The sequence below is a fragment of the Pseudoalteromonas sp. P1-11 genome (genome assembly GCF_001399995.1).
GTDB classification, from domain to species: Bacteria; Pseudomonadota; Gammaproteobacteria; order Enterobacterales; family Alteromonadaceae; genus Pseudoalteromonas; species Pseudoalteromonas atlantica.
Genome location: NZ_LJSP01000004.1, coordinates 150950 through 175956, shown reverse-complemented (window position 1 = coordinate 175956; position 25007 = coordinate 150950). Strand labels below are relative to the sequence as shown.

At 41.2% G+C, this 25007-nt stretch carries 23 protein-coding genes; 5 read left to right on the top strand and 18 right to left on the bottom strand.

What is annotated here, in order from left to right:
• Positions 1–8: 8 nt before the first annotated feature.
• From AN390_RS08975 to AN390_RS08945, 7 genes are all read right to left on the bottom strand, one after another.
• Positions 9–1046 carry a GGDEF domain-containing protein gene (locus tag AN390_RS08975; protein WP_055253995.1) on the bottom strand — a complete coding sequence of 346 codons (1038 nt, stop codon included), beginning with the start codon at positions 1044–1046 and terminating at the stop codon, positions 9–11.
• A gap of 143 nt (positions 1047–1189) precedes the next feature.
• Positions 1190–2161, bottom strand: a complete 972-nt coding sequence (gene moaA, locus AN390_RS08970; RefSeq protein WP_055253993.1) for a GTP 3',8-cyclase MoaA — start codon at positions 2159–2161, stop codon at positions 1190–1192.
• Positions 2162–2245: 84 nt separating this feature from the next.
• Positions 2246–4537 (bottom strand): xanthine dehydrogenase family protein molybdopterin-binding subunit, encoded by a 2292-nt coding sequence (locus AN390_RS08965; protein ID WP_055253991.1) that lies wholly within the window; start codon positions 4535–4537, stop codon positions 2246–2248.
• Positions 4538–4549: 12 nt separating this feature from the next.
• Complete coding sequence (locus tag AN390_RS08960) at positions 4550–5038, bottom strand: (2Fe-2S)-binding protein (RefSeq protein ID WP_029771953.1); 489 nt, start codon at positions 5036–5038, stop codon at positions 4550–4552.
• Between the two features lie 194 nt (positions 5039–5232).
• Positions 5233–5841 (bottom strand): nucleotidyltransferase family protein, encoded by a 609-nt coding sequence (locus AN390_RS08955; protein WP_055253989.1) that lies wholly within the window; start codon positions 5839–5841, stop codon positions 5233–5235.
• Between the two features lies 1 nt (position 5842).
• Positions 5843–6862 (bottom strand): XdhC family protein, encoded by a 1020-nt coding sequence (locus tag AN390_RS08950; RefSeq protein ID WP_055253987.1) that lies wholly within the window; start codon positions 6860–6862, stop codon positions 5843–5845.
• A 417-nt stretch (positions 6863–7279) separates the two neighbouring features.
• Positions 7280–8140 carry a DUF6279 family lipoprotein gene (locus tag AN390_RS08945; RefSeq protein WP_055253985.1) on the bottom strand — a complete coding sequence of 287 codons (861 nt, stop codon included), beginning with the start codon at positions 8138–8140 and terminating at the stop codon, positions 7280–7282.
• A 596-nt stretch (positions 8141–8736) separates the two neighbouring features.
• On the opposite strand from AN390_RS08945, the gene AN390_RS08940 reads away from it, so the two are divergent.
• On the top strand, positions 8737–9462 hold the full coding sequence (locus AN390_RS08940) for a tetratricopeptide repeat protein (RefSeq protein WP_024032214.1): 726 nt from the start codon (positions 8737–8739) through the stop codon (positions 9460–9462).
• A gap of 71 nt (positions 9463–9533) precedes the next feature.
• On the opposite strand, the gene AN390_RS08935 is transcribed toward AN390_RS08940, so the two are convergent.
• The 9 genes from AN390_RS08935 to dnaK form a co-directional block, all read right to left on the bottom strand.
• The gene (locus tag AN390_RS08935; protein WP_055253983.1) at positions 9534–10952 is read right to left on the bottom strand and encodes a coniferyl aldehyde dehydrogenase; all 1419 of its coding nucleotides are present in this window, start codon (positions 10950–10952) and stop codon (positions 9534–9536) included.
• A gap of 154 nt (positions 10953–11106) precedes the next feature.
• Entirely contained in the window at positions 11107–12831 is a 1725-nt protein-coding gene (locus tag AN390_RS08930) for an ATP-binding protein (RefSeq protein ID WP_055253982.1), read from the bottom strand.
• 171 nt (positions 12832–13002) lie between these two features.
• Positions 13003–13269, bottom strand: coding sequence for a CBU_0592 family membrane protein (locus AN390_RS08925; protein ID WP_004588716.1), 267 nt, complete (start codon positions 13267–13269; stop codon positions 13003–13005).
• A gap of 186 nt (positions 13270–13455) precedes the next feature.
• The gene (locus AN390_RS08920) at positions 13456–13707 is read right to left on the bottom strand and encodes a hypothetical protein (protein WP_004588717.1); all 252 of its coding nucleotides are present in this window, start codon (positions 13705–13707) and stop codon (positions 13456–13458) included.
• Between the two features lie 156 nt (positions 13708–13863).
• The gene (locus tag AN390_RS08915) at positions 13864–14232 is read right to left on the bottom strand and encodes a response regulator (protein WP_024031358.1); all 369 of its coding nucleotides are present in this window, start codon (positions 14230–14232) and stop codon (positions 13864–13866) included.
• Positions 14233–14284: 52 nt separating this feature from the next.
• Positions 14285–14689, bottom strand: coding sequence for a DUF1761 domain-containing protein (locus tag AN390_RS08910; RefSeq protein ID WP_004588719.1), 405 nt, complete (start codon positions 14687–14689; stop codon positions 14285–14287).
• Positions 14690–14809: 120 nt separating this feature from the next.
• Positions 14810–15271, bottom strand: a complete 462-nt coding sequence (gene ybaK / locus AN390_RS08905) for a Cys-tRNA(Pro) deacylase (RefSeq protein WP_055253979.1) — start codon at positions 15269–15271, stop codon at positions 14810–14812.
• A 300-nt stretch (positions 15272–15571) separates the two neighbouring features.
• Positions 15572–16714 carry a molecular chaperone DnaJ gene (dnaJ, locus tag AN390_RS08900; protein ID WP_024031901.1) on the bottom strand — a complete coding sequence of 381 codons (1143 nt, stop codon included), beginning with the start codon at positions 16712–16714 and terminating at the stop codon, positions 15572–15574.
• Between the two features lie 201 nt (positions 16715–16915).
• Positions 16916–18835: a molecular chaperone DnaK gene (dnaK, locus tag AN390_RS08895; protein WP_024031902.1), complete on the bottom strand. Its 1920-nt coding sequence runs from the start codon at positions 18833–18835 to the stop codon at positions 16916–16918.
• A gap of 241 nt (positions 18836–19076) precedes the next feature.
• On the opposite strand from dnaK, the gene AN390_RS08890 reads away from it, so the two are divergent.
• On the top strand, positions 19077–19898 hold the full coding sequence (locus tag AN390_RS08890; protein ID WP_055253977.1) for a thioesterase family protein: 822 nt from the start codon (positions 19077–19079) through the stop codon (positions 19896–19898).
• A 24-nt stretch (positions 19899–19922) separates the two neighbouring features.
• On the opposite strand, the gene AN390_RS08885 is transcribed toward AN390_RS08890, so the two are convergent.
• Positions 19923–20597, bottom strand: coding sequence for an ABC transporter substrate-binding protein (locus tag AN390_RS08885; protein WP_164488078.1), 675 nt, complete (start codon positions 20595–20597; stop codon positions 19923–19925).
• Between the two features lie 218 nt (positions 20598–20815).
• Between AN390_RS08885 and AN390_RS08880 the strand changes: the two genes are divergently transcribed.
• Genes AN390_RS08880 through AN390_RS08870 form a run of 3 tightly spaced genes read left to right on the top strand, consistent with a single transcriptional unit; the run spans position 20816 to position 24242 of the window.
• Positions 20816–21982: a paraquat-inducible protein A gene (locus AN390_RS08880; protein ID WP_236695089.1), complete on the top strand. Its 1167-nt coding sequence runs from the start codon at positions 20816–20818 to the stop codon at positions 21980–21982.
• The gene (gene pqiB, locus AN390_RS08875; RefSeq protein ID WP_029771939.1) at positions 21979–23634 is read left to right on the top strand and encodes an intermembrane transport protein PqiB; all 1656 of its coding nucleotides are present in this window, start codon (positions 21979–21981) and stop codon (positions 23632–23634) included. The genes AN390_RS08880 and pqiB overlap by 4 nt, the downstream gene beginning before the upstream one ends.
• A complete protein-coding gene (locus tag AN390_RS08870) occupies positions 23634–24242 on the top strand; it encodes a membrane integrity-associated transporter subunit PqiC (protein WP_024031907.1) in 609 nt (202 codons plus the stop codon). Before pqiB ends, AN390_RS08870 begins: the two co-directional genes overlap by 1 nt.
• Here AN390_RS08870 and AN390_RS08865 read toward each other — a convergent pair.
• A complete protein-coding gene (locus AN390_RS08865) occupies positions 24239–24739 on the bottom strand; it encodes a GNAT family N-acetyltransferase (protein ID WP_055253972.1) in 501 nt (166 codons plus the stop codon). The genes AN390_RS08870 and AN390_RS08865 overlap by 4 nt on opposite strands.
• Positions 24740–25007 lie beyond the last annotated feature (268 nt).

The window sequence follows — 25007 nt, the reverse complement described above, 5'->3', positions numbered from 1 at the left end:
CCTCGTACTTAGGCTATTTGAGGCTTTTCAATTAAGTTGGCATTTGCTTGAAAGTACACTTTATTGCGGCCATATTCTTTTGCTTTATACAGTTGTTTATCTGCTTTAATTACAAACTTTTCAAGCGTGTCGCCTTGGCGATACTTAACAACTCCGATACTGGCAGTTACATTTATTTTTAGTCCATCAATCTCAAATGCCGAATTGTTGAGTTTTTCTCTTATGGTTTCGGCCATTGCCAATGCATCACTTTGTGACGCAAAAGAATGTAGTAAAGCAAACTCTTCCCCGCCCACTCTAAATACATACCCTTTTGCCAATACAACCCGCAATAAAGTGGCGACTTCAATCAGCACTTTATCCCCTACTGCGTGGCCATGGGTGTCGTTAACCTGTTTAAAAAAGTCTAGGTCGAGTAAAAACAAATAAAGTTGCGACTTATCTTTAAGCTCTACTGCAAAGTAATGGTTCATTGATAAACGGTTTGCAGCCCCAGTAAGTGGGTCTAACAAGGCCAGATTTTTCAGCCGTTTAGACGATAAAGCACGACTGCCTTCAAATACATGAGAAATGGCCCAAATGCTGATATAAACAAAGGCAAGATTCAAACTGAAGTTAAGCGTAGTTAGAGGAAGTTGCGATGCTTTGGTTACTAATATGGCTCCCTGGAGTACAAATAACAAAGCCGATAATACAATGCCATAACGCTTACCTAGCAACAGGTAATACAACACAGGTAACGCAAACGACCACACATACAAACCATTTATTGGCTTTGCTAAATAATTACCTAATACAATAACAAAGGTGACAAATATGCACATAACAACAGATTGCCATACTTCGAGTGCGTGTGTGTTTAATCGGTGGTAGGTGTAGGTACAAAATACAGTGAGCGCTATTTCTAAATAGCCTAATAACGCAAAGTTATTTAAAAAAATATTAAACGCAGCAAAAAACAATGAGACAAAACCAAAACACAAGCACATCCATTTCAGAACGTTTCTTCTTAATGATTTAGTACTACTAAGTGCTGCTATATCCATTCAAAAAACTTAAAATAATAAAAAATTCAGTGTAACGCTAAAATTAAATATAACAAGTAGCTAAACAGGTAAAAACAGTCATTTTATTAAACTGTGTAGCGAAAACAGTAAACTCAGTAGCGAATTACACTACATTTACGCCTTTACCCACCTAACATAGATAAGTTTGTAGTGACCCCGGTGTTACCTTGGTGCAATAAGTGCGTTGGTTTTTTTGTTTTTATATAACGCGCTAACTGATCAATTAATGCCTGATTAGTGTTATCACTCATGTATTCTCTAAGTGATATACCCTGCTCAGAAAACAAACATAAATGCAGTTTCCCAAGTGATGAAATTCTTAACCTGTTGCAGGTAGCACAAAAGTCATTACTGTAAGGCATTATTAACCCTATTTTGCCTAAATAATCAGGGTGGAAAAACTCTTGCGCAGGCCCCGCCGTTACATCGCGTATAATGGGTTGCCAACCAGCGCGAAGCAACTGCTCTTTTATGGATTGCCCCGATATATGGTTAGCGTCAAAAAATGCTTTATTGTCGTTTGTTTGCATTAACTCAATAAAACGCATCGTTACGGGTCTGTGCTTTAAATACGCTAAAAAAGGTTCAAGGGCACGACCATTGTACTGCTTCATGAGTACGCTGTTTATTTTTACTGAATCTAAGCCGCTTTCTAGGGCCGTGTCTATGCCTTGCATAACCGTGGCAAACTTATCATTGCCGGTAATGGTATTAAACATACGTGGGTCTAGGCTGTCGATGCTAACATTTATTGCATTGAGCCCTGCGTGTGCCCAATCTTTAACATGTTTATGCATTGAGTAACCATTTGTAGTGGCGGCTATTTTGGTAATACCTTGGGTGTCTTTTGCCGCACGAATTACATCTATAAAATCTTTTCTGAGGGTTGGCTCACCGCCAGTAATGCGTAACTTTGATATGCCATGATGAGCAAAGGCGTTTACTGTGTTGCTAATTTCGTTAAGTGAAAGGAAGTCTCGGTCGTGATCGCATTGATAACCATCCGGCAAGCAATACACACACTTAAAATTACATACATCAGTAATAGATAAACGCAGATAACTAAATTTTCGCCCTGCTGGGTCGACTAGCATAAAAAAGCCTTTAACATTTTAATAATTCATCGCTAAGTTCAAAGCGCGTAAAGCCTGTGCCTTACGCGCTTTGTTAGCACTTAACTAGGCCGAAAGACCTGCTTTAAGCTCATTGGGTTTCATGGGTAAATTACGTAACCGTACACCAACTGCATTAAATACCGCATTTCCAATAGCTGGCGCAACCCCAATTACTCCAGGCTCACCTAAGCCCATTGGAAACTCATCACTTTGTACAAACTCTATGTCCATATCGGGCACATCTTGCATTCTAAGTGGCAAGTAAGTGTTAAAGTTAGTGGCTGCTACTTGTCCGTTTTGGTAATTATTTGATTCATGTAACGCAAGGCTTGTGCCCCACAGTAACGAACCTTCAAGCTGGGCTAGTGCACCATCAGGGTGAACAATTAAACCTGCATCTACCACGGCGTAAAGCTTTTTAAGCGTAATTTTGCCATCGCTTTTATTTACTTGCACATGGGCTGCTGTGGCAATCCACGCTGGCATATTACGCTCTTGGCCTGAACTTACTGAAAAACCAATGCCTTCATTTTCACCCAGCTTAACATTTGCGACCTTCGCTGACACTTTTTTAAGTACCGCATTTAAGCGCAGCGCTCCGCCCACGCTTTCAGGGGCTTTACCTGCTTGTTTACCTTTGCCGTCGAGCATTGATAAACGAAACTCAACCGGATCAATCCCTTGTTTGTGCGCTATTTCGTCGATAAAAGACTCTAAGCTCCATGCTATCCAGCCAGGGCCTACCGAGCGAAGCCAACCAGGGGTAAATGTGCTTTGCGCTAATTCGTTATTAATTGCGCGGGCACGGTGGTTATCCATGCTGTACCAGTGATCGGCTCCAGAGGCTGAAAATGCATCAAACTTACCTTTGCCATCAACCCCTGGTGATAAGAAGCCAGGTGCCATTGCTTTTGTTGGCCAGCCTGCTGCAAAAGCATGTTCCATTGCACTAAGCTTGCCATTTTCATTAAACGAAGCTGTTAATTTAGCTGTAGAGGCAGAGCGTGATTGATCAAATAAGCTATCGTCTGCGCGCGTAAATACTAGTTTTACGGGTTTGCCAATTGCTTTCGCTGTTAATGCTGCAGGCACAGTCCAATCACCAAATAAACGACGCCCAAATCCACCGCCTAAATAATAAGGACGAATGATAACGTTATTTTGTTCAACCTCTAACGCCTTGGCCAATGCAGGTAGTGTTAAAGACTGCCACTGATTACCGGTATGGATAATCCACTTGTCTTGTTTAAACTCTGCCACCGCGTTAAGCGGCTCTAATTGATAATGGCTTGCTGTTGCTGTGGTGTACAGTGACTCAAGCGACTGCGTTGCCTCAGCCTGCATTTTAGCGGTATCACCTTCATTAACAAATAAGGTGCCAGCGTTGCTATCGTTACATAATTTTTCGCCCAGGGATTGAATATCGGCCTCTGTAACATTAGCTGTTTGCCCTTTTTTATAGGTTACTTTTAGCGCATCTACCGCTTTAATAGCGCTGGGGTAATTGTCAGCTAAAACCACTACCCAGCCTTGTACGGTATTACTCGGGTCGTTTAAAATCTCAAACCCTTTATAGCCTTTTATTGCTTTTGCGGCGCTATCGTCCACCTGTGTCACTTCACTACCATAGCGTGTTGGTGGGATCACAGGGCGCGCATACACCATGCCTTCAAGCTCTACATCTATACCGTATACGGCAGTACCATTTGTTTTTGCCGGAATATCAAGCGCTTTAAAGTCTTGTTTTAAACCCGTTAAGTGGCGTTTATTGGCAGGCTTTAACGGCAGTTTTGCAACTTCTTCACTGCTAAAGGTGCGGTTAAACTCACCATTTTTAACAATATCGGCATAACTGAGCGATTTATCGCCAGAAATTATGCGCCCTTTACTAGCGTGGCACTGCTCCGGTTTAACCCCAAGCATATTAGCCCCTGCATCTATAAGGGCTATACGCCCCGCAGCGCCAGCTTGTGAAAGCGGCTTAAAGCTTTGAAACACCGACCACGAGCCACCTGTAACCATGTAGCCCCACTTTTCGTGCGTATCTACATACGTGATTGATACTTTATCCCAGTCGCACTCAAGCTCATCTGCCACAATACGCGCTAAGGCGGTGCCTACGTGTTGACCCATTTCAGCTTTGGCAATACTAACGACTACTTCACCTTGCTGGTTCATAGTCCACCAAATTGTGGGTGAAAACGATTGTTGTGCAATCGACTCTTTGGCGCTAAGTTCACCTGAAAATAAAGCCGGAGCAAATGCCATAACCAGGCCAGCAGTTGCTGTACTAATCATAAAAGAGCGACGGTTTAAGTCTACGGTTTCGGTATTTTTTTGAAATAGTTTTTTCATTGTCGGCTCCAGTTACACGTCTAGCTCTTTGGGGTTAAACATTTGTACTGCACTTTGCGATTCATCAGCTGCACGTTGTATAGCCGATTTAATACGCTTGTACGCCATACAGCGGCAGTAGTTGCCATTCATATGATTTACTATTTCTTGATCTGTTGGATTTGGATTGTCTGCTAATAACGTAGCAGCTTGCATAATTTGCCCAGATTGACAGTAACCGCACTGAGGCACTTGCTCATCGACCCACGCTTTTTGCAGCGGATGCGCGTTGTTAAGTCCTTCAATGGTCGTAATGTTTTTTCCTGCCACTGCGCCCACGGGTAATACACACGAGCGCGTTGCTTGTCCGTCTAGGTGCACCGTACATGCACCGCACATAGCAATACCACAACCAAACTTAGTTCCTTTTAACCCTATTTCATCGCGAATAACCCACAGCAAAGGTGTATCTGCACTTGCTTGCGATTTAACCTCTTTGCCATTAACTGTAAACGTCACCATAGCTTGCCCCTTGATTAAGCCCAAATAAAATTAAAGTAACGCATGACCCATACACGTTACTTTTTATACCACCGTACGTTGAAACTATTACGCTTTACATTGCAGCGCACATTTAAAATGCGCGCTGACATAACTGTTAAAAATTTAATCTCGTTTTGAACGTTTAACCTAAAGTTTAGGCTATATTTTTTAGTTTATTCGCTTACAGTTAGGTTATTGTTATTATTAATAAACTGCTTTAATTGCTGTTGAGTGTCGATATCTGTGCTTGCCTGCTTAAGTAAAATGGTATTAACGTCAACCTGTGTATCGCGCAGTAAATGTTGAGCGCCTTTATCGCAATTTAGCGCTGCTAGAGTTTTAAAATCAGAGGCAGGAAATACAGCAGGTACGCCAATGCGTTCGCCATAATCAGCGCACCAGCGCGAGGGGTTGCTGTTAAAATGAGTAATTAAAGTATTTATGTGTGCCGCACTAAGCTCAACCTGATCCGCCAGCATAAATAAAATCCCCTCTAATGAGTGCGCCTTACTTATAGTGTGTGTTGCCAGCGCAATGGATTTTCCTAAGCCTATTTGCCAGTGTGGGTTATGCAGTATTTCAACATTTTTATAGCCACGTAACGCGTGTTCAATTTGCGCATGCCAAGCACCGCTAATAACGTATATGGGTAATGTGTCATCACCTTGTAAGGTATCTACGGCGCGGCAAATCATTGGTTTATTACCTACATCGGCTATAAGCTTACAGCCGTTAAAGCGCGACGATTGCCCAGCGGCCAAAATAACCTTTGCTACGCGCACCTTAGTTGCCCCAATTACTTAACGATGTAGCATCTTTATTAGCAAATACCGCATGAATTTCGCTAATGAGCGACAAAGCTATGCTCTCTGGCGAGTCGCCGCCCAAATTAAGCCCAACAGGACCAAATACAGGCGCTACTACCTTATTTACCGTTGTATTTGCATGTTCAAACACTTGCGCTCGGCGATGTGCTGGCCCCAGTAACCCCATGTACTTTAGTTGGCTTTGCTCAAGTGCGGCTAACGCCTGTGAGTCAAGCTCTACACTGTGGGCCATTAAAACAGCGGCATCCACTTTGTGCTGTTCGCAAAATTGTTTAAGCTGCGCAGCTGGGCAACACAAAATATTATCGGCCTGCTTAAAGTAGTCTCTTTTAGCATTTGCAGCTCGGCTATCCCATACACTTACCGTCCACCCGAGTTGTTTAGCAAACGCGTATACCGGTATCGCATCAGCGCCACCACCGACAATTAATAAATGTGCGCTGGGGTAAATAGCCACTTCTAAACATTGGACTTTATCTTGCTCTAAAAGCGCTGCTTTGCGGTTTAAAGATAAGTTGTGCTGCTGCGCCACGGTTTTAAAAACGCCTGACCCCTTTGCCACCAAAGGTTTAATTTGCTGTGTGTAGTGCCCCGATTGCTTATTTTTAAGCGCATTAAACATGCTATCTAGTTGTAAGTATTCGTTTTCACTATTAACGCTTTGCAAAATAATATGCACCACACCACCACAGCCAATTCCTAGCTGAAATGTTAAGTCGTCTTCATCGGTTGCATCGTAGGTAATAGTTTTAGAATGTAATGAGGTCATAACCTGTTTGGCGTGGCGCTGAATATCAGCCTCTAAACAACCACCCGAAAGCATGCCTAAGCGCTGGCCAAGGCTCGAAATAAGCATCATCGCGCCCAATTTTCGATAGCTAGACCCTTCAATTTGGTACAAGGTTGCGAGCACCCATTGTTGTTCATCACGAAGCGGATACCACGTATTGAGCATTCCTTTTAAATCAGTAACCATTAGTTGCTGCCATTACAAACCTTAATATGCGCGCGTTTTAATTATCACCATTGTGTCGCTTTGCTTCATTTGTTAGATATAACGAGGATAATCAAGCAACAAATAAGTGAGAAGCGTACGTGATATATTTTAAAATCGATCAGATAGGACGTTATTAAATATGAAATATTATCTTAGCATTTATCGAGGGCGAGGTGACCTATGTGGATTGAAATTTTTCACTCTAGGTGCAATTAAATCGCCTTCAAAGGCTTTGCCCTGACTAAAAACCAAACGCCCTGCTGTAAATTCATCCACCGCAGTACGCCACGCCCTAACTTCCTTAATAAGCGTATAAATTATAAAAAGTTACACATGCTTAATTAGCAAACAATACGTTAGCTTTTTGGCTAATGTGAGCCTTGGCTCAAATAAGCATTAATCTTCAATTAAATCGGTGAGCGTATTAATTAGCTCATCAAACTCATCATTTACACTCTCGCGTTGCTGCTCACTCAATGTGGTATTTAGCTCAATAAGTAGGTTTACATAGAGCGCTAAGTTTGCATCATTACTGGCTAATAGCTCTTCGCTCATATACGCTTCTCGCTGTGTAATTACATAGCTTAATTGTTTTACAAATTCAGCCTCACTGAGCGCTTTATTTAAAAGCACTTGCTGCGCTGCATTTAAACGCGTTTGCTTGTACTGATGCCAAAGCAATGAAGAGTCATAATGAGCATTGTTAGCTTGAGTAATAAGCTGCGTTTGCACAGGGGTTAACTTTCCTAGCCATTGTTTGTAGTAATCAAGCTGTCTTTCTAGGCGCTCGCTTTTGCGCTCCTGCGCTGTTAATTCATTAAACTCTTCGTATTCTTCGTTAATTTGCGTTTGGATATTAGCAATAAGCTCTTCGCGCTGCGCATAAGAGAGCGTAAGCCCTAACTGCGCGAGCGGTATATGCGCGTGTTCAAGAATGTTTTGAAAATGAGCTCTGGCCAATACCACTTGCGACTTTAGTTGCTGATAGTCTAACTGCTGATTAAATAACCCTTTTAGATTTAGTATATCTTGCTTGTAGGCGGGTAATTGCGTGGTGCGGTGCCACTGCTGGGTTGTGTTAATAATACTTTTGAGTTGCTGGTTTTGCTGCTTATTTAGGTCAATGTAGTCATCTACCCAAAACGATGAAAGCCACGTTAAGTTATTATAAGTAAACGAAGCCGAACAACTACACAAAAATAGCAGACTGAGCGCAATGGCTACGCGCGAAACTTTTATATTTTTTATTTTAAACATGAAATCCTCAACTAACGCTTTCTCTCAAACTCTCACATAATACGCAAAGATGTTAATTTATTTTAATTGATAATAATTATTATTTACTGTTGACACACCGCCAAATCTAAATAATAATTAACCGCATAAACAAAGTGTAACGACCTCAGTGCCCAAGGAAGAAATACAGCATGGATGCTGACATTTTGTTTTAAGCGCGTGACTGCTTAATGGCTATTATTTACTCGACCCAAGTAATAGCATAAAAGTTCATCTCTACTTGCTACATTGCTCATATTAGTGACGGTTAATATGACATTAAAAGCGCAGGCCTTGGCTTGCGCTTTTTTACTGCTTTAAATTTTCTGTAATATCTGTATCTTACGCTTATAAACAGCGCATTATTAGCAATATAATTGCTTATTTAAGCTATAATTACCACAACAGCTTGGCTAAGTGTTAAACGAGCATATAATCACCAAAGCGTTAGTATTTCACTTAACCCCAAGCACTTGCACCATTTTATACGTGGCTATTAAATAGTAAGTACAAAGTGTTGCAATAAAACAGGTTTTTATACATACACATTGCAACTATTACCTATTGGAGACATGGCTATGTCACAGTTTAATTTAAAAGCATTAATACTCACTGGCGTTTTGCTTTCAAGCCCATTTGCACATGCAACTCTTGAAGACGGTATAAGAGCTGCCAACGAAGGCGAGTTTGCGACGGCACTAAAAGAATTTGAATATTTAGCTGATAAAGGCTTTGCCCCTGGCATTTACGAACTAGGTAAACTTTACGAGGGCGGCTATGGTGTTACACGCGACTACTTTAAAGCGGCAGAGCTTTATAAAGAAGGCGTTAAAAAAAATCACGCTGACTCAATGTTTGCGCTAGCGGTTTTATACGATGAAGGCAAAGGCGTAAAGCTTGATAAGCAAATGGCGGTTACGTTATTTGAAAAAGCAGCGAAAAAAAACCTCCCCGCCGCACAATTTAATTTAGGTGTTATGTATGCAAATGGCGAGGGCGTAACGCGCGATTATAAACAAGCCAGAACGTGGTACGAAAAAGCCGCTGCTAATAACTACTCACTGGCGCAATTTAATCTGGCGCTCATGTATTTTGAAGGCCTAGGCATGCCAAAAGACTTAGAGAAGTCGTATGTGTGGAACACCATTGCAGAATACAACGGCAACATGCAAGCAAGCCATAGCCGTAAGCTAGATGAGCGTAAAATGCTACCTAAAGAAATAGAAGAAGCAAAAGAAAAAGCCGACAAAATCTACGAAAAAATACTCGCAGGCACGTACGCCGGTGAAGGTCGCTTATTTTAATTTGCGCCTAGCTAAATCAACGCGTTACCCAAGGGCAAATGCATCTCGCATTTGCCCTTTTTTATACCCATTTACTTAATATATAAAAATTTAAGCAACTTAATAATAAGGTTGCTCTGTTTGAGTAAAAGCGCGGTACGCGGGTTAAACGAGCTAGACACCAAGGTGTTTTTTGCATGACTAAAGGTTAAAAACCCTTCTTTACCATGATAATGCCCCATTCCTGAATGCCCAACGCCACCAAATGGCACATCGTCTGCTGTCACCTGCACTAAGGCATCGTTTACAGCAACTGTACCGCTTAATGTTTGCTCCATGATGTAATCTTGAGCGTGCTTATCTTGGCCTAAAATATATAGCGCTAAAGGGTGATTATGCGCTTTTATGTAGCTTATTGCCTCATCGAGCTTTTCGTAGGTTTTAATAGGCAAAATGGGGCCAAATAACTCATCTTGCATTAGCGTCATATCATCGCTAGGTGCGGTAACAATATGCAAACCCATTCTATGCTTTTGTTTGTCTTGTTGGTTTTGATCTAGCGGCTTAATAACTTGCGCACCTAACTGCTGTGCTTGTGTTAAATACCCTTCTAAGCGAGTGTAATGCGCATCGCTAATAATTGACGTTAAGTTTTTGCCTTCAACCCCGTCTTTAAAGTGCTTTTTATAAAGCTCGCACAATTGCTGCACCAGCTGATGCTCAAGGGCCTTAGGTACAAATACATAATCTGGGGCTACACAAATTTGTCCCGCATTAGCCATTTTACCAAACAATAATGTTTGCGCTGCTTTTTTAATATTAGCTTGCTCAGTAATGATCACCGGTGACTTACCACCAAGCTCTAAAGTAACAGGAGTTAAATTTTCGCTGGCTGCTTTCATAACCAGCTTGCCCACTGACGTTGAGCCAGTAAACAGCAGATGTGCAAATGGCAGTGCAGAAAACTCACTCGCTACATCGCTTGCCCCTAACACCACTTTACAATGCGCTTGTAGCTCGTCTGCAAATATTTTTTCGATGACTGCATTAGTATGCGGGGTAAATTCGCTGAGCTTAAGCATAACTCTATTACCTGCAGCAATGGCGGTAATAACAGGCACTAATGCCAATTGTATGGGGTAATTCCATGGTGCAATCACACCAACTACACCAAGTGGCTGGTAAGTCACACTCACTTTTGATGGCCACAAACTTAAGCTAGTTGAGCGCTTACTGGGTTTTGCCCATTTTGGCAATTTTTTAATAATGTGCGCTAAGCCCTGAACCGTTGGCAGAATATCGCCAAGTAACGTATCGAACGCGGTTCTGTAGCCAAAGTCTTTTGATGCTGCATCGATAAGCGCTTGTTCATTACTAACAATGCGTTTGTGCAACGTTTTTAATAATACAATACGCTTATCTATCGGGAGGTACGACTGGGCTAAAAAGCTATTTTGCAGCTCATTAAACGTATCGCTGAGTGACGGTGTGTGTGTGCTATCAGTATCCAAAGGTGCTACTCGTGTATCATTTTGCTACGACTATAACGCCGTTCTGATTTTCGAGCAATAACACTAACTATCTAAAAATTACCGTTTTTGTAGGAACAAATAGCCACAATTAATCACTACTCGCTCAATAATTTAGCCCTTAAATTACTTTTATTTAGCTCGTTAGCGGCTCACAAGGCAGCGTAATAATAAATTTAGCGCCGCCTTGCTCGCGGTTCTGTGCGCTTAGCGTGCCATTAAGCGCGCTAATAATTTGCTTAGAAATACACAACCCAAGCCCTAGCCCATCAACCGATTTAGTACTGTAAAAAGGCTCAAAAATAGTCTCTATATCGTGCACTTCTATGCCTGGACCGGTATCTTCAATACACAGTTGCACACTATTATTTAGATAATTGGCACTGATACTCAGCTCGCGAGTAATACACCCCTGCATTGCTTGGCTGGCATTCGATATTAAGTTAACTAACACTTCTTCAAGGGCCGCTTTATCTGCTAACACGTTTAATTGGCTGTCAATTTTAGGCGGTAAAACACTTATATTGTCCTGCTTTAGCTGGTTTTTATTAATCTCAAGTGCCTTGGCTATTGATTCACTTAATGGCACTTCGCTAATAATCGTTTTTGCAGAATCAGAAAAATAATTTAGCTGTGCAACTATCTTATGCACTCTTGCTACTAAGGCTTCAACAAACTGTAAATTTTCGTTTAGGGCTTCAAACTTTCCTCTAGCTAGCAAGCGCTTAGCACTGGCTAAGTAAGTATTAATGGTATTAAGCGGGTGATTAATTTCGTGGTTAAAGCCCATGCTAAGCTGGCCAATTGTTGCAAGTTTAGTTGATTGTACAAGGGCATCTTGCTGTGCTTTAAAAGCATTGGTACGTGCACTAATTTCCTGACTGACACTGTGATGGGAATAAACCAGCTTTTTAACGCCAACAAAGCGCCTTAAAACAACATACCCTAGGGCAATAATAAGCGCATAAATTACCACAAAGCCAAATAACGCCGGTAATTGGGCAATATTAGCATTAGATACATTTACTAATACGGTAACCGATGCGTTCAAAAAGCGTAATTTTTGCTCTACCGATAAATAGTTATGCTCATCAATTGTGCTAAACAGTAACCTTTGTGATGTGTAATTTGAATGGGCAATCAGCTTAGGTTGATAATCTAAATACGCACGACGTTGCGCGATGTCTCGACGATGAGTAATATCGAGTGTAGAAAACGTATTCAGGCGCCAATTTTCCATATCTGAAATAGCAATTACGCTATCTTCTAGCTGCACATAAAAGTGGCTACCTTTGGCGGTATTTAAAAGCTCACGGTCACTTTCAAATTTGTTCACATTAACTTTTAAAACAACGACCCCTACCGCTTGATTATTGTTATAAATGGCTTGTGAAAAATAGATGCCTCGCTCTTTTGTACGCATGCCTAGGGCAAAATACGCTACTTTTTCACCTGCAAATGCGCGCTTAAAATACGGTCTAAACGACAGATCGCTGCCTAAAAAGTTATGATCGGCCTGCCAGTTACTGCTTGCAATCACAGCGCCTTGTTCATCAAGAATATAAATATCTGAGGCACCACTGGCTTGTTGTATATCAGCTAAGTAGTTATTAATCTTTTTTTCGTTATTTTGCGCCGCACCTAAAAAATCAATAACCTCATTGTTATAGGTAAGAAGCTGAGGAATTTTTGAAAAACGCGCAAGCTCAGCATCAATATAATGCTTTAACTGAGTTGCTTGCTGGGCTGCTTTTTGCTCGGCCTGATTATAATAATGAGTTCGGCCATAGCAAAACACGACCGACAATAGCACTATCAGTACAACAAAAGATAAAAGAAGTTTTTTAGAAAAGGAGAACATGCCCTAGCTCACAACAAAATAGCTATAAAATTTAAGGGCGCTAGTTTAACGGGTTATGGGCGCTAACAACAGAAACTTTGTGTTAACAAATACAATAAATCTTAATTTATTTATAAACTGCTGCAAGTCTGTACTAACTCGCAACAGTAAACATCATTAGCGGTACTAAAATTACGAGTTAGTGGCTAATTGAGGCTTATTTTTAGCGTACTTGTATAAGCCGATCAGTGAAGCTGCAATCCAGAAAATCTCAATTACAAAGCTTGCAAGGTTAAAGTTGTAACACAAACTGATTAACAGCAAAATTGCCCCTGTTAAATTCATTATGTTGTACAATAACCCCGTTGGGGATGCTTTATTAAGTTGTAATAAAAAGAATGCACCAACAACTAAGAAAGTACCCGCCATACCTACAATATCAAATAACAGTGCTATCACACGTTTATCCTTTGCTTAAAAAACCCAACTAACTGGCCCTATCCTTGGGGAGGGTGTTTTTCAATCATTGAAACAGCAAAACCGGGCGAGTATATCAGGCTTGTTTATTGGTACAAGGTCAATTGTCCGCCTTACTAAGCAGCAAATCTAAGCTTTTGTAGTTATTACATTTTTAAACGTATTGGGTTATTTAAAGGTAACCTTACCGCCAATTATTTTATAAGCTGGTGTACCGCGTATGATTGCTGGGCGCGCAAATGGGCGCTCGCATTGGGGGCAAATACACGGTGTAGTTGTGTAATCTTGGGTTATTCGCTCTATAAAACACTTTACTAAAGCGCCTTTGCCACCTTTTCTATATTTAAACAGCGCCGCTTTGCAAGCAGAGCAAAAAATATCGACTGTTTTAGTCGGCCCTTTTTTATTTGGCTTAGCCATACACTCCTTAACATACCTACGTTGATACAAAGCAGGCATTTTAGCAGTTAATAAATAAAAACGTTACAGAAGCTAGGTAAACTGCCTAATAAGCGGTGGAGAAAACGCAAGGGATTAAATAATAGGTACGATATAAAACGCCATAAAAGCGTTTCGCTAATCTCTAAAAAACAAACGGTTTAATTGCGCTGATAACACATTCATATTAAATGGTTTAATAATAAACCCCGACACTTTTGCTTTAATAACTTGTTTTACTGTATCAGCGTTATCTTCGCACGTGACCATAATAACAGGTAAATCGACTAAGGCTTGGTCGTGGCGTATATTATCAAGCAAGTTTACACCGTCTACTTTAGGCATATGTAGGTCGGTTATTACTAAATCAAACTTTTGCTGACGCAGTATTTTTAACGCCTGTTGGCCGTCAGTCGCCTCTACAACATTTTTGTAATCAAGCTGCCTTAGCATGTTAATTAATACGTGGCGCATAAGTGGCATATCATCAACGACTAATATTTTCATATTTATCTTTATTGTATTTTAGCGCTTAAAGGTGGCGCCTTATTTAGCGTGCTTAGGGCCATACACCTATAATAAAACCCATTAATGTAAATTGTAATGTGTAATACCCAGCATTAATTATAAATAACTTGATTGGCCGCTGCTCATAAATGTAACTGAGCCCCAGCGAGCTACCTACCCAAAACAAACCGATGGCAAAACCTGTAAAGGCGCCCTCTCCCATTCCTGCCTCTTTACCTAAAAATAATGAAAGCACCACCGCCGACAAAAGTGCAAGTACCATACTGCCGCCAAAAATTAACGCCGGTTTTGCTGTTTGTAAATCAAGCTCCGTAAGGCCTGTACACTCTAACCAGGCATTTTTAAAAAAAGCGTTTGAGTACCAAATACCGCCAAGCATAAAAGAGGAAAGCGCCGCCACAAGCACGGCAAAAAAATTAACATCAGTAAAATTCATACATACTGCCATAATGCATAGTGTACAAGGGTATTTTGACTGTAGTTAAAAATACCCTAAGCAGCAAATTATCGCCTTTAAAATATATGGTATAGGGCGCGTTGGTTTTTGTGGAGGTTTTCAAAAATCGTCATAGGTGGCACATGTTTGTGCCTTTAAATCGGTTGGCGATAGCGCTACCTCAAGCCCTCGCTTACCTGCACTTACATACACTGTTTTAAAGGCCATAGCGCTTGAATGAATAAAAGTGGTTAGTCGCTTTTTTTGCCCAAGTGGGCTAACCCCTCCTAAAATGTACCCCGTGGCGGCTTGTACCTTTGGCGCGCTTGCCATTGCGACCTTTTTAGCGTGACTCAGTTTGGCCAATTGCTTTAAATTTACTTGCTGGGATACCGGTGTAACGGCAACAATTAACTGCCCTTCATTGGTTTCAAGCACGAGGGTTTTGAATACCTGCTCACTATTAAGGTTTAACTTTTCAACGGCTTCTTGGCCATAACGTGTTGTATTAGCATCGTGTTGATAACTGAGTACATCGTGAGGCACATTTTGTTTTTTCAGTAATTCTATTGCCGGGGTCATACAATTCAGCCACATTATTTTAAGCGCATTATTAATCTACAATAAGGGTTAATCATTTTGAAGAGTAACTTAATAGCAGATACGTAAAAAGCCTTTTATTGACGAGGGTATAGGTACAAGGGTAAAGCAGTGTGGAGTCAATTGCACAAGGCAACAAAATAGATCAGTGAATTAATCGATTGAGTATACGCACTTTATAATATTGCTAAGTCGTGCCCAGTAATATGGTTAAAAAACATGAATTTGAGCCAAAAAAAACGGTGCATCAAGCACCGTTTTTTTAGTTTTTACGATAACTAATTACTTAGTTAAATCGTCAAAAAACTTTTTAACGCCGTCAAAAAAGCCTTGCTCTTTAGGACGGTTTTTTGAGCTATCTTTGCCCATGCTCTCGTCTAACTCTTTAAGTAACTCGCGTTGACGCTCGTTTAAGTTAACTGGCGTTTCAATCACTACTTTACAAATTAAGTCACCTTGAGCACCACTACGAACCGATTTAACACCTTTACCACGCATACGGAACATTTTGCCCGTTTGTGTTTCAGACGGTATTTTAAGTTTTGCACGGCCATCAAGCGTAGGCACTTCAATTTCGCCACCTAAACCTGCGGTAGTAAAGCTAATTGGCACTTCGCAGTACAAGTTATTCGCATCGCGTACAAAAATTGGGTGTTCGCGTACCGATACTTGCACGTATAAGTCGCCAGCTGGCGCTCCGTGCATACCCGCTTCGCCTTCACCGGTTAAACGAATACGATCGCCTGTATCTACGCCTGCTGGAATTTTAACTGACAACGTTTTCGTTTTCTCAACACGCCCTTGTCCGTGACACTTATCACATGGGTCTGAAATAATCTGACCTTGTCCCTGACACGTAGGACACGTTTGTTGAACAGCAAAAAAGCCTTGGCGCATTTGTACTTGGCCAGCACCATGACACGTAGTACATGTTTTAGGCTTAGAGCCCGCTTTTGCACCACTGCCATCACATGGCTTACAGCTAACCCACGTAGGTACTTTTATTTCTACTTCTTTACCACGAACCGCTTCTTCTAAGCTTAGGTCCATGTTGTAACGTAAATCTGATCCACGTTGTTGACGCGATTGACGACGGCCACCACCGCCACCAAAAATGTCACCGAACACATCACCAAAAATATCACCAAAATCGCCTTGACCACCACCGCCAAAGCCACCGTGACCGCCGCCACCGCCTTGTTCAAAGGCAGCATGGCCGTATTGGTCATACATTTGACGTTTTTGATCGTCGGTTAAAATCTCGTAAGCTTCTTTTACTTCTTTAAATTTAGTTTCGAGATCTTTATCACCGGCGGTACGATCTGGGTGATATTTCATCGCTAAGCGTTTATACGCTTTTTTTATGTCTCTCTCGCTTGCATCTTTGCTTACGCCGAGAACTTCGTAATAATCGCGTTTTGACATATCTATCACACTACTCTTTTCTATTTGCAGCTAGGCTGCGGGATAAACCGATAAATCACATCGATTTATCATGAAAATTTTAAACCTTAAATACATACAAAAGGCGCGACAAGCTGTAGCCTGCGCGCCTCAAAAGTTCATCCTACCCTAAAAACTTGAGCAAATCATGTTGTTTAGGCTAGTTAGAAGCTTAGCTGACAATTACTTGTCGTCTTTTACTTCTTCAAACTCAGCATCAACTACATCGTCGTCTTGCTTAGCAGACTGTTGTGGTTGCTCGCCTGCATCTGCGCCACCTTGTTGCGCTTTAGCTTGAGCGATTTCCATTAGCTTTTGAGACTTTTCAGCAAGTGCTTGCGTTTTAGCTTCAATTTCTGCTTTGTCATCGCTCTTAATAGCTGCTTCAAGGTCAACAACAGCTGCTTCAATTGCATCTTTGTCTTCGCTTGGTAGTGCATCGCCAGCTTCTTCAATTTGCTTGCGAGTACCGTGTACCATTGCATCAGCTTGGTTACGAGTTGCTACTAGCTCTTCAAACTTTTTATCTTCTTCAGCGTTAGCTTCTGCATCACGAACCATTTTTTCTACTTCTTCATCGCTTAAGCCTGAAGACGCTTGAATCGTGATTTTTTGCTCTTTACCTGTATCTTTATCTTTCGCTGATACATGTAAGATACCATCCGCATCTACATCGAAAGTTACTTCGATTTGTGGAGTACCACGTTGTGCTGGACGAATACCTTCTAGGTTAAATTGACCTAGAGATTTGTTGTCGCTAGCACGCTTACGCTCACCTTGTAGTACGTGAATCGTAACGGCAGATTGGTTATCTTCTGCCGTTGAGAACGTTTGCGATTTCTTAGTAGGAATCGTTGTATTTTTCTCAATTAGCGCGGTCATTACTGAGCCCATTGTCTCAATACCTAGCGATAATGGAGACACGTCTAGTAATAGTACGTCTTTAACGTCACCTGCTAATACACCACCTTGAATTGCCGCGCCTACTGCTACAGCTTCATCAGGGTTAACATCTTTACGTGGCTCTTTACCAAAGAACTCAGCAACTGTTTTTTGTACTAGTGGCATACGTGTTTGACCACCTACTAAAATGATATCGTTAATATCATTTACAGATAAATCAGCATCCGCTAGAGCACGTTTAAGTGGCTCAATTGACTTAGTTACTAAGTCTTCAACTAATGACTCAAGTTTAGCACGCGTTAGTTTAACGTTCATGTGCTTAGGACCTGATGCATCGGCAGTCACGTACGGAAGGTTAACTTCTGTAGATTGTGCAGATGATAGTTCGATTTTCGCTTTTTCAGCCGCTTCTTTAACACGTTGCATAGCAAGCGGATCGTTTTGTAAATCGATACCTTGGTCTTTCTTGAACTCAGCTACTAAGTAGTTGATTACGCGGTTATCGAAATCTTCACCACCTAAGTGAGTATCACCGTTTGTAGCAAGTACTTCAAATGTGTGCTCGCCTTCAACTTCATCAATTTCAATGATTGATAAATCGAAAGTACCACCACCTAAGTCGTATACTGCAACAACATTTTCACCTTTGTTTTTGTCCATGCCGTAAGCAAGGGCAGCAGCTGTTGGCTCATTGATGATACGTTTAACTTCAAGACCCGCAATACGACCAGCATCTTTTGTTGCTTGACGTTGTGAATCGTTAAAGTATGCAGGTACTGTGATTACAGCTTCAGTTACTTCTTCACCTAAGAAGTCTTCTGCCGTTTTCTTCATTTTTTTAAGTACTTCTGCAGAAATTTGTGGTGCAGCGCGTTTTTCACCGCCCGCTTCAACCCATGCATCGCCGTTATCAGCTTTGATGATTTTGAACGGCATAATACCGATATCGCGTTGTACTTCTTCGTCTTCAAAACGACGACCAATTAAACGCTTAATTGCAAATAACGTGTTAGTTGGGTTAGTAACCGCTTGACGCTTAGCAGGTTGACCTACTAGAGTCTCACCGTCTTGCGTGTAAGCAATAATAGACGGGGTTGTGCGATCGCCTTCCGCATTTTCAATAACACGTGCTTTATCACCATCAAGTACTGCAACACAAGAGTTTGTAGTACCTAAATCGATTCCAATAATTTTACCCATGAATCTTCTCCAACTTCAAATTCGTTAATACGTTCGATGACTAGTAAATAGGGATGCCACAAAGTTAATTCAACTGTAAAAATGAAAAAAAATTCATTTTTTGTAATTTATTTAACAAAAAACCTTAATAAAAGTAGGGTTTGATGTTTTTTACGCCAAACACACCTATTTAACACAACTAGTCTGACCAGTTGTTATGTGCTATATATGTCTGATAATGATAATTTCAAGGATATTAACGATGCATTTTGGTGACTTATTAAAACAAGCCTCTGCTATTTCAAGCTCTTCTTCGGCTTCGCTTGCCAATAACAGCAATACAATGGAGTTTCCTGCTAATTGGTGCCAAGGTAGAACCGCTTTTGGTGGCCTTTCTGCTGCACTACTTTATCAAGCAATCAGAAAACACATTGACCCAAGTAGACGATTACTGTCTTTAAGCACTAATTTTGTTGGGCCGCTGCTTGCCAACACACCTTTTTCATTGTCAGTTGAAATTTTACGCCAAGGTAAAAGCAGTACTCAGGTATTAGCTAAAGTGATTCAGAGTGAACAAGTGTGCGTTATTGTCCAAGCGTGTTTTGCTATTGATAGGCAATCGGGTGTTAATGTACCGGTTAGTAAAGAAATGGGATTAAAGCCTGTGGATGCACGTCATACATTGCCGTTTATTGAAGGGCAAATGCCTCAGTTTTTCCAACATGTTGATTTATGTCCGCAGCAAGGCGCTATGCCTTTTAGCGCTGCACAGACCTCGCATTTAGGCGGCTGGATGCGCTTTAAACATACCCCAGAGGCAATTACCGAAGCACATATAATAGCCCTTACCGATGCGTGGCCTCCTACATTATTACAAATGTTTAAACAGCCAGCTCCTGCAAGTAGCATGTCGTGGTATTTAGAATTTGTGCAAGAGCCAACGCTTACACCCGGTGAATGGTTAGGCTTTGAAGCAATTACACATCATGCTAAAGGGGGTTATGGCTTAGAAGATGGCTGTATTTGGTCGCAATCGGGGGAGCTAATTGCTTTGACACGTCAAACCGTTGCTTTGTTTGATTAAGTACCGCTTAGCTTACTAATGAGCTTAGTGGTAACCACTCATTATTTGTTGATATTTTCCCTTTGCGTTTATAGTTAGCAAGCCTTTATCAAATGTTTTTTGCAGCACTGCGTTGTTAAAATAAGCAGGGCGTGGGGCTTTTGGAAAAATTGGGTGAATATTAACGGGTAATGAGTGCGTATAGTCATTGTTATAGTAATGAAATATGCGCTCATCGAGGATAATTACATCCACCCAGTCTTTCATTAGCCTATCGACTTGCGCACGCTGATTAACTACTTCTTCATAACTTGCAAACTGAGCAACCCCTTTTGCAAATGGGGGTGGTAAATAAGCTGTTGCATGTTGAAATCCTAATACACTTTTATTGTTTAGCTCTTTTATAGTCTCAATCGTAAAGTTGCGCTTTTTAAGTGATACCGCCACATTTTTGTAACTCAATACTGGCTGACTAGGGTAAATACCTGCGCCGCGCTTTCCTGCGTAATTAAGCAGTATATCCACATTACCGCTATGCAGTTGCTGCTCGGCGCGCTTGTTAGACATGTAAATAACCACAATATTATCTAAGCCTTGCTCAATAAGTGCCGCTTTAATTATATTAAGTTGTATACCCGTATCTGTTTTTTCTATTACATAGGGAGGAATAGTCGCACTGGCAGCAATCACAATTGGCTGTTTTTGCCAAGCGGCAGACACTGGAGGGCTTATAAAAAAACAGCTAATAAAGCAAAGTAATAACAGCCTCACATCTATCCTTAACGTATTGTTATTGCACTTAATGATGAATCGCGTTGTATTAATAACTTAAATATAGCAAAATTGCGTAAACATTCTTCTTTGATGGTTATAACTTGCAAACAATTTGCCCGTGCTGCGACCTAATAATTGATATACCCGCAATAGCCGATAAGCAAATGGCAGTGTGCCCGCATTGTCACCATAAGTTGTGCGAAGGCGATGTAAACAACGACAGTAAAGTGGTTGCGCTAAGTATTGGCTCATTACTAATGCTATTAAGCAGCATGTTTTACCCGTTTATTTCTTTTAGTAGCAGCGGCATAACGCAAACCATCACCCTGCCCGATGCTGCCCGAATTTTATTTAATTACGACAGTGAGTTACTTGGCTTATTTATTGATTTAAGCATTATTGCGCTGCCAATGAGCTTACTAATCATTCTTATTCCTATGCATCTTGGGCTTTTGCAATCCTTGCCTGAGGCCATCGCTAGGCGATTGCTCAAGTTTACCTTGGCCCTTGAGCCGTGGATCATGTCTGAAATATTTTTAATTGGCGTGTTAGTAAGCATGGTTAAAATTATGTCGCTTGCCGACATTAGTTTTGGCACCAGCTTTTGGGCATATATTGGCTTTGTTATTATGTATATTGCGGCGCTTGCCCATTTAAATAAGCCGCGCTTATGGGCACATATTAAACCAGCAACAACACTTGAAGACGCAGCACATGCCAAGCGCGCTATTGATCAAAACATAAAAGCTTGCCACGTATGCCATCAACTGTGTAAAAGTAGTATTTGCCCGCGTTGTCACACTAAAACCCATGTAAGAAACCCCAACAGTGTTCAAAAAGCAACGGCTTGGTTAGTGACCTCTGTGCTGTGTTACATACCTGCAAATCTATTACCAATAATGCATACCACCAGCCTGGGTGATGTGTCACCGTCAACCTTAATTGGCGGCGTACTGACACTTTGGAAAAGTGGCTCCTACCCCATTGCTGCCATTATATTTTTGGCCAGCGTGGTGGTGCCACTGGCCAAAGCCTTTGTGCTTAGTTTTTTATGCATTATGGTGGCAAAACCTGCTAACAAGCACACAAAAGGCTATACTAAAATTTATCAACTTACTGAATTTATTGGCAAATGGTCAATGATCGATGTATTTGTTGTTGCTATACTCGTTGCCTTAGTGCAACTAGGCAACTTAATGTCAATTACCCCAGGGCTAGGCATTGTATTTTTTACTGTTATGGTAATATGCCAAATGATGGCTGCACATGCGTTTGATCCGCGCTTGTTGTGGGATACACCAAAAAACAAACATTCAGAGAATAAAGCATGACCGAAACGGCTAATGTAACAACAAAACCAAAAATTTCTGCTATTTGGATTATTCCACTGATAGCCTTATTAGTTGGTATATGGATGTTGTATCAATACCAAGCAAATGTAGGCCCTACTATTTATATAAAAATGCCCCACGCAGAAGGCATTATTGCAGGTAAAACAGAAATAAAAGTGCGCAGTGTTAAAATTGGTCAAATTGATGCTATACGCCTTTCTGACTCGCAAGATAGCGTTATTGCCCGCGCACAAATAGACAAAAACTATAATGAGCTCCTCACCGACGATGCTAAAATTTGGGTTGTTAAACCCCGTATAGACGAAACGGGCATTAGTGGTATGAGTACGCTTTTGTCGGGTGTTTATTTAGAGTTTTCACCGGGGGAGAGTAAAAAACTAAAAGAGCGTTTTGTATTACAAGACGAGCCAGCCCTTATTGGTAAAGATGTAAAAGGTGGGCGTTTTCAGTTACTCAGCTACAACGCTGAAGTGCTAGAGGTAAGCACTGGGATATTTTTTAAAAACTATAAAATAGGCCAAATAGAAACCGCTACTTTTGACTGGAAAAACCAAGCAATGAAGTACGGTATTTTTATTAACGAACCGTATCAAAACCTCATAACATTAAACTCTATATTTTGGGTTAATGCCGGCATTGAAATAGATTTGTCGGCCGATGGTATTAATATAAGTACCGGCTCATTAAGTAAACTTCTCAAAGGCGGTATTTCGGTTGGCTTGCCAGAGCAACAAGCCCCAGGCGACTTAGCCCAAGACGGCCACAACTTTTCGCTAAGCCAAAGCTACAAAGAAGCACTAGAAGAGCGCTTTTACGACTTTGATTACTACATTATTGATTTTGAACAATCTATACGTGGCCTAAGACCCGGCGCGCCTGTGGAATATCGCGGCACCCGAATTGGTACCGTGGTAGAAGCCCCCGCTAACGTTATTGTTAATGGTAAACCTGCACATTTTAAAAACCATAATACGGCGGTGCCGGTACTGATTAAAATAGAGTATGGTCGTTTATATCACGATAGCGCAGCGGCCAAAGAGTTTTGGCAAAGTAGCCTAACCGGCTGGATAAAAAATGGTATGCGCGCTTCTTTAAAACCTGGCAACCTTTTAACTGGTGCAGTGTATGTAGATTTTGATATATACCCCGACGCCCCAAAAGCGCATTTAGCAAAACTTGCCCAGTATGATGTATTTCCGAGTATTTCTAGCGGCATTACGGTGCTTGCCGATCAGGTCTCGGATGTGCTTAACAAGGTAAACGATTTAAAAATTGAAGACAGCCTAGCGCAAATGCAGGCTACATTTAGCGACTACCAAGCGCTTGCTAATGAAATGCGTGCGTTATTAAGCCAAAAAGATACCCAAAACTTACCCGGCGACTTTAACCGTAACTTTGATAAAATGACCAAAAGTATGGAGCAGTTTGAAGTGACCATGCGTCAATTTGATAAAACCATGGCAAGTTATCAGGCCGGCTCTGAGTTTCATCATCAATTACAGCAAACCTTGCTTGAATTTAAACGCTTAAGTGAAGAAATTCAGCCGCTTACACGGGGTTTAAACGAACAACCTAATATGTTTATTTTTGACAAAGCACTCCCTGCTGATCCACAACCAAGGAAGCAATAATGAAACACTTATTTTTAGCCATAACCGTGTTAATTACCCTTGCAGGGTGCAGTGCGTCAATTCAAACCGCAACGCAGTATTATCAGTTTGAACAACCCATTGCTTCATCATCACGCCATGTAAAAGAAACTGATGCCCAATTAAGAGTGCAAACCGTGGCCCTTAGAGGCGCTTTAAATAATTTGGGCATAGCAATGAAAATTGATAGCAACCAAATTCATGCGGCAAATTACAACCTATGGGGTGAATCGCCCGATGTGATGCTCACCGCTACAGCGCAACAAACCCTTTTTAATGCAATGCCTAATTGGATGGTTATTAAGGGCTTACCGGTAATTACCGAGCTTGATCAGCAAACGTTTTACGAGCTTGAATATGAAGTGCACCACTTTAATGGTGATATGCAAGGCAACGCTGATATTTCTGGCCTGTGGCGCTTATATTACACCCACCCAGAAACCGGCCGCCGCCTAATTAGTGTGCATAATTTTTCGCATGTAGTTCCAATAGAAGATGACGGTTACGATGGCTTAGTGGCTACCCTTGAGCAAACTTGGCAAAACATAAACCTAAGCGTAGCAAAAGCCATAGAGCAAGCGCGCCTTTAATAACCATATATAGTTACGGCGGTTTTATCATTATTAATAACCGCCTTGCCTACCCTATTAAAACCTAACTTTAATAATACACCATGAGATGCGGTATTATTAGCTGCGCAGATAGCACTGACCTGTTTTATCCCAAGTGTGTGCCTTTTTTGTAATAGCGCTTTGGCCGCTTCAAAAATATAACCGTTTTTCTCATAACGGGTTAACAAGGCAAAACCTAAATCTGGCAGTTGCAGTACGTCGCGTTTATAAAAACCCACAACTCCTACTACTTCACCATTGTGTAAAGTAATAATATAAGGGCCAAACCCTTGGTGTTTATGGGCTGCCCTAAACGATTGCTCAATGTAGCGCTTGGCATCGCTGTGCGTATAAATGGCTTTATCGCCAATATATTTTATAAAATTTGGCTGATTCACCAAAGTAAGTAACATGGCTGCATCGTGCTCATTTGCATAGCGCAATAATAAACGTTGGGTTTTAAATACGGCCTCCACGTTATCTCCTATAAAAAGTTATTTTGTACGTAAATTTTTATTGACTGAAATACAAAACCGGATTATTTTTGCGCCGATGTTTTTACAGGCACAACAATAGCGGCATGCTTCTCTTGCACCGTCTGGCGCCAAAGCCAACGCGTTTCCCTTTCGCTATTAATTTAACATAACAGCAAAGCACCCTACGCGGCAAAAGCAGTGACTTGGCACGTAATAACTATTACCTGCTTTGTTTTTGTTAAGCAATTTATTATTTAAATATGCTTTT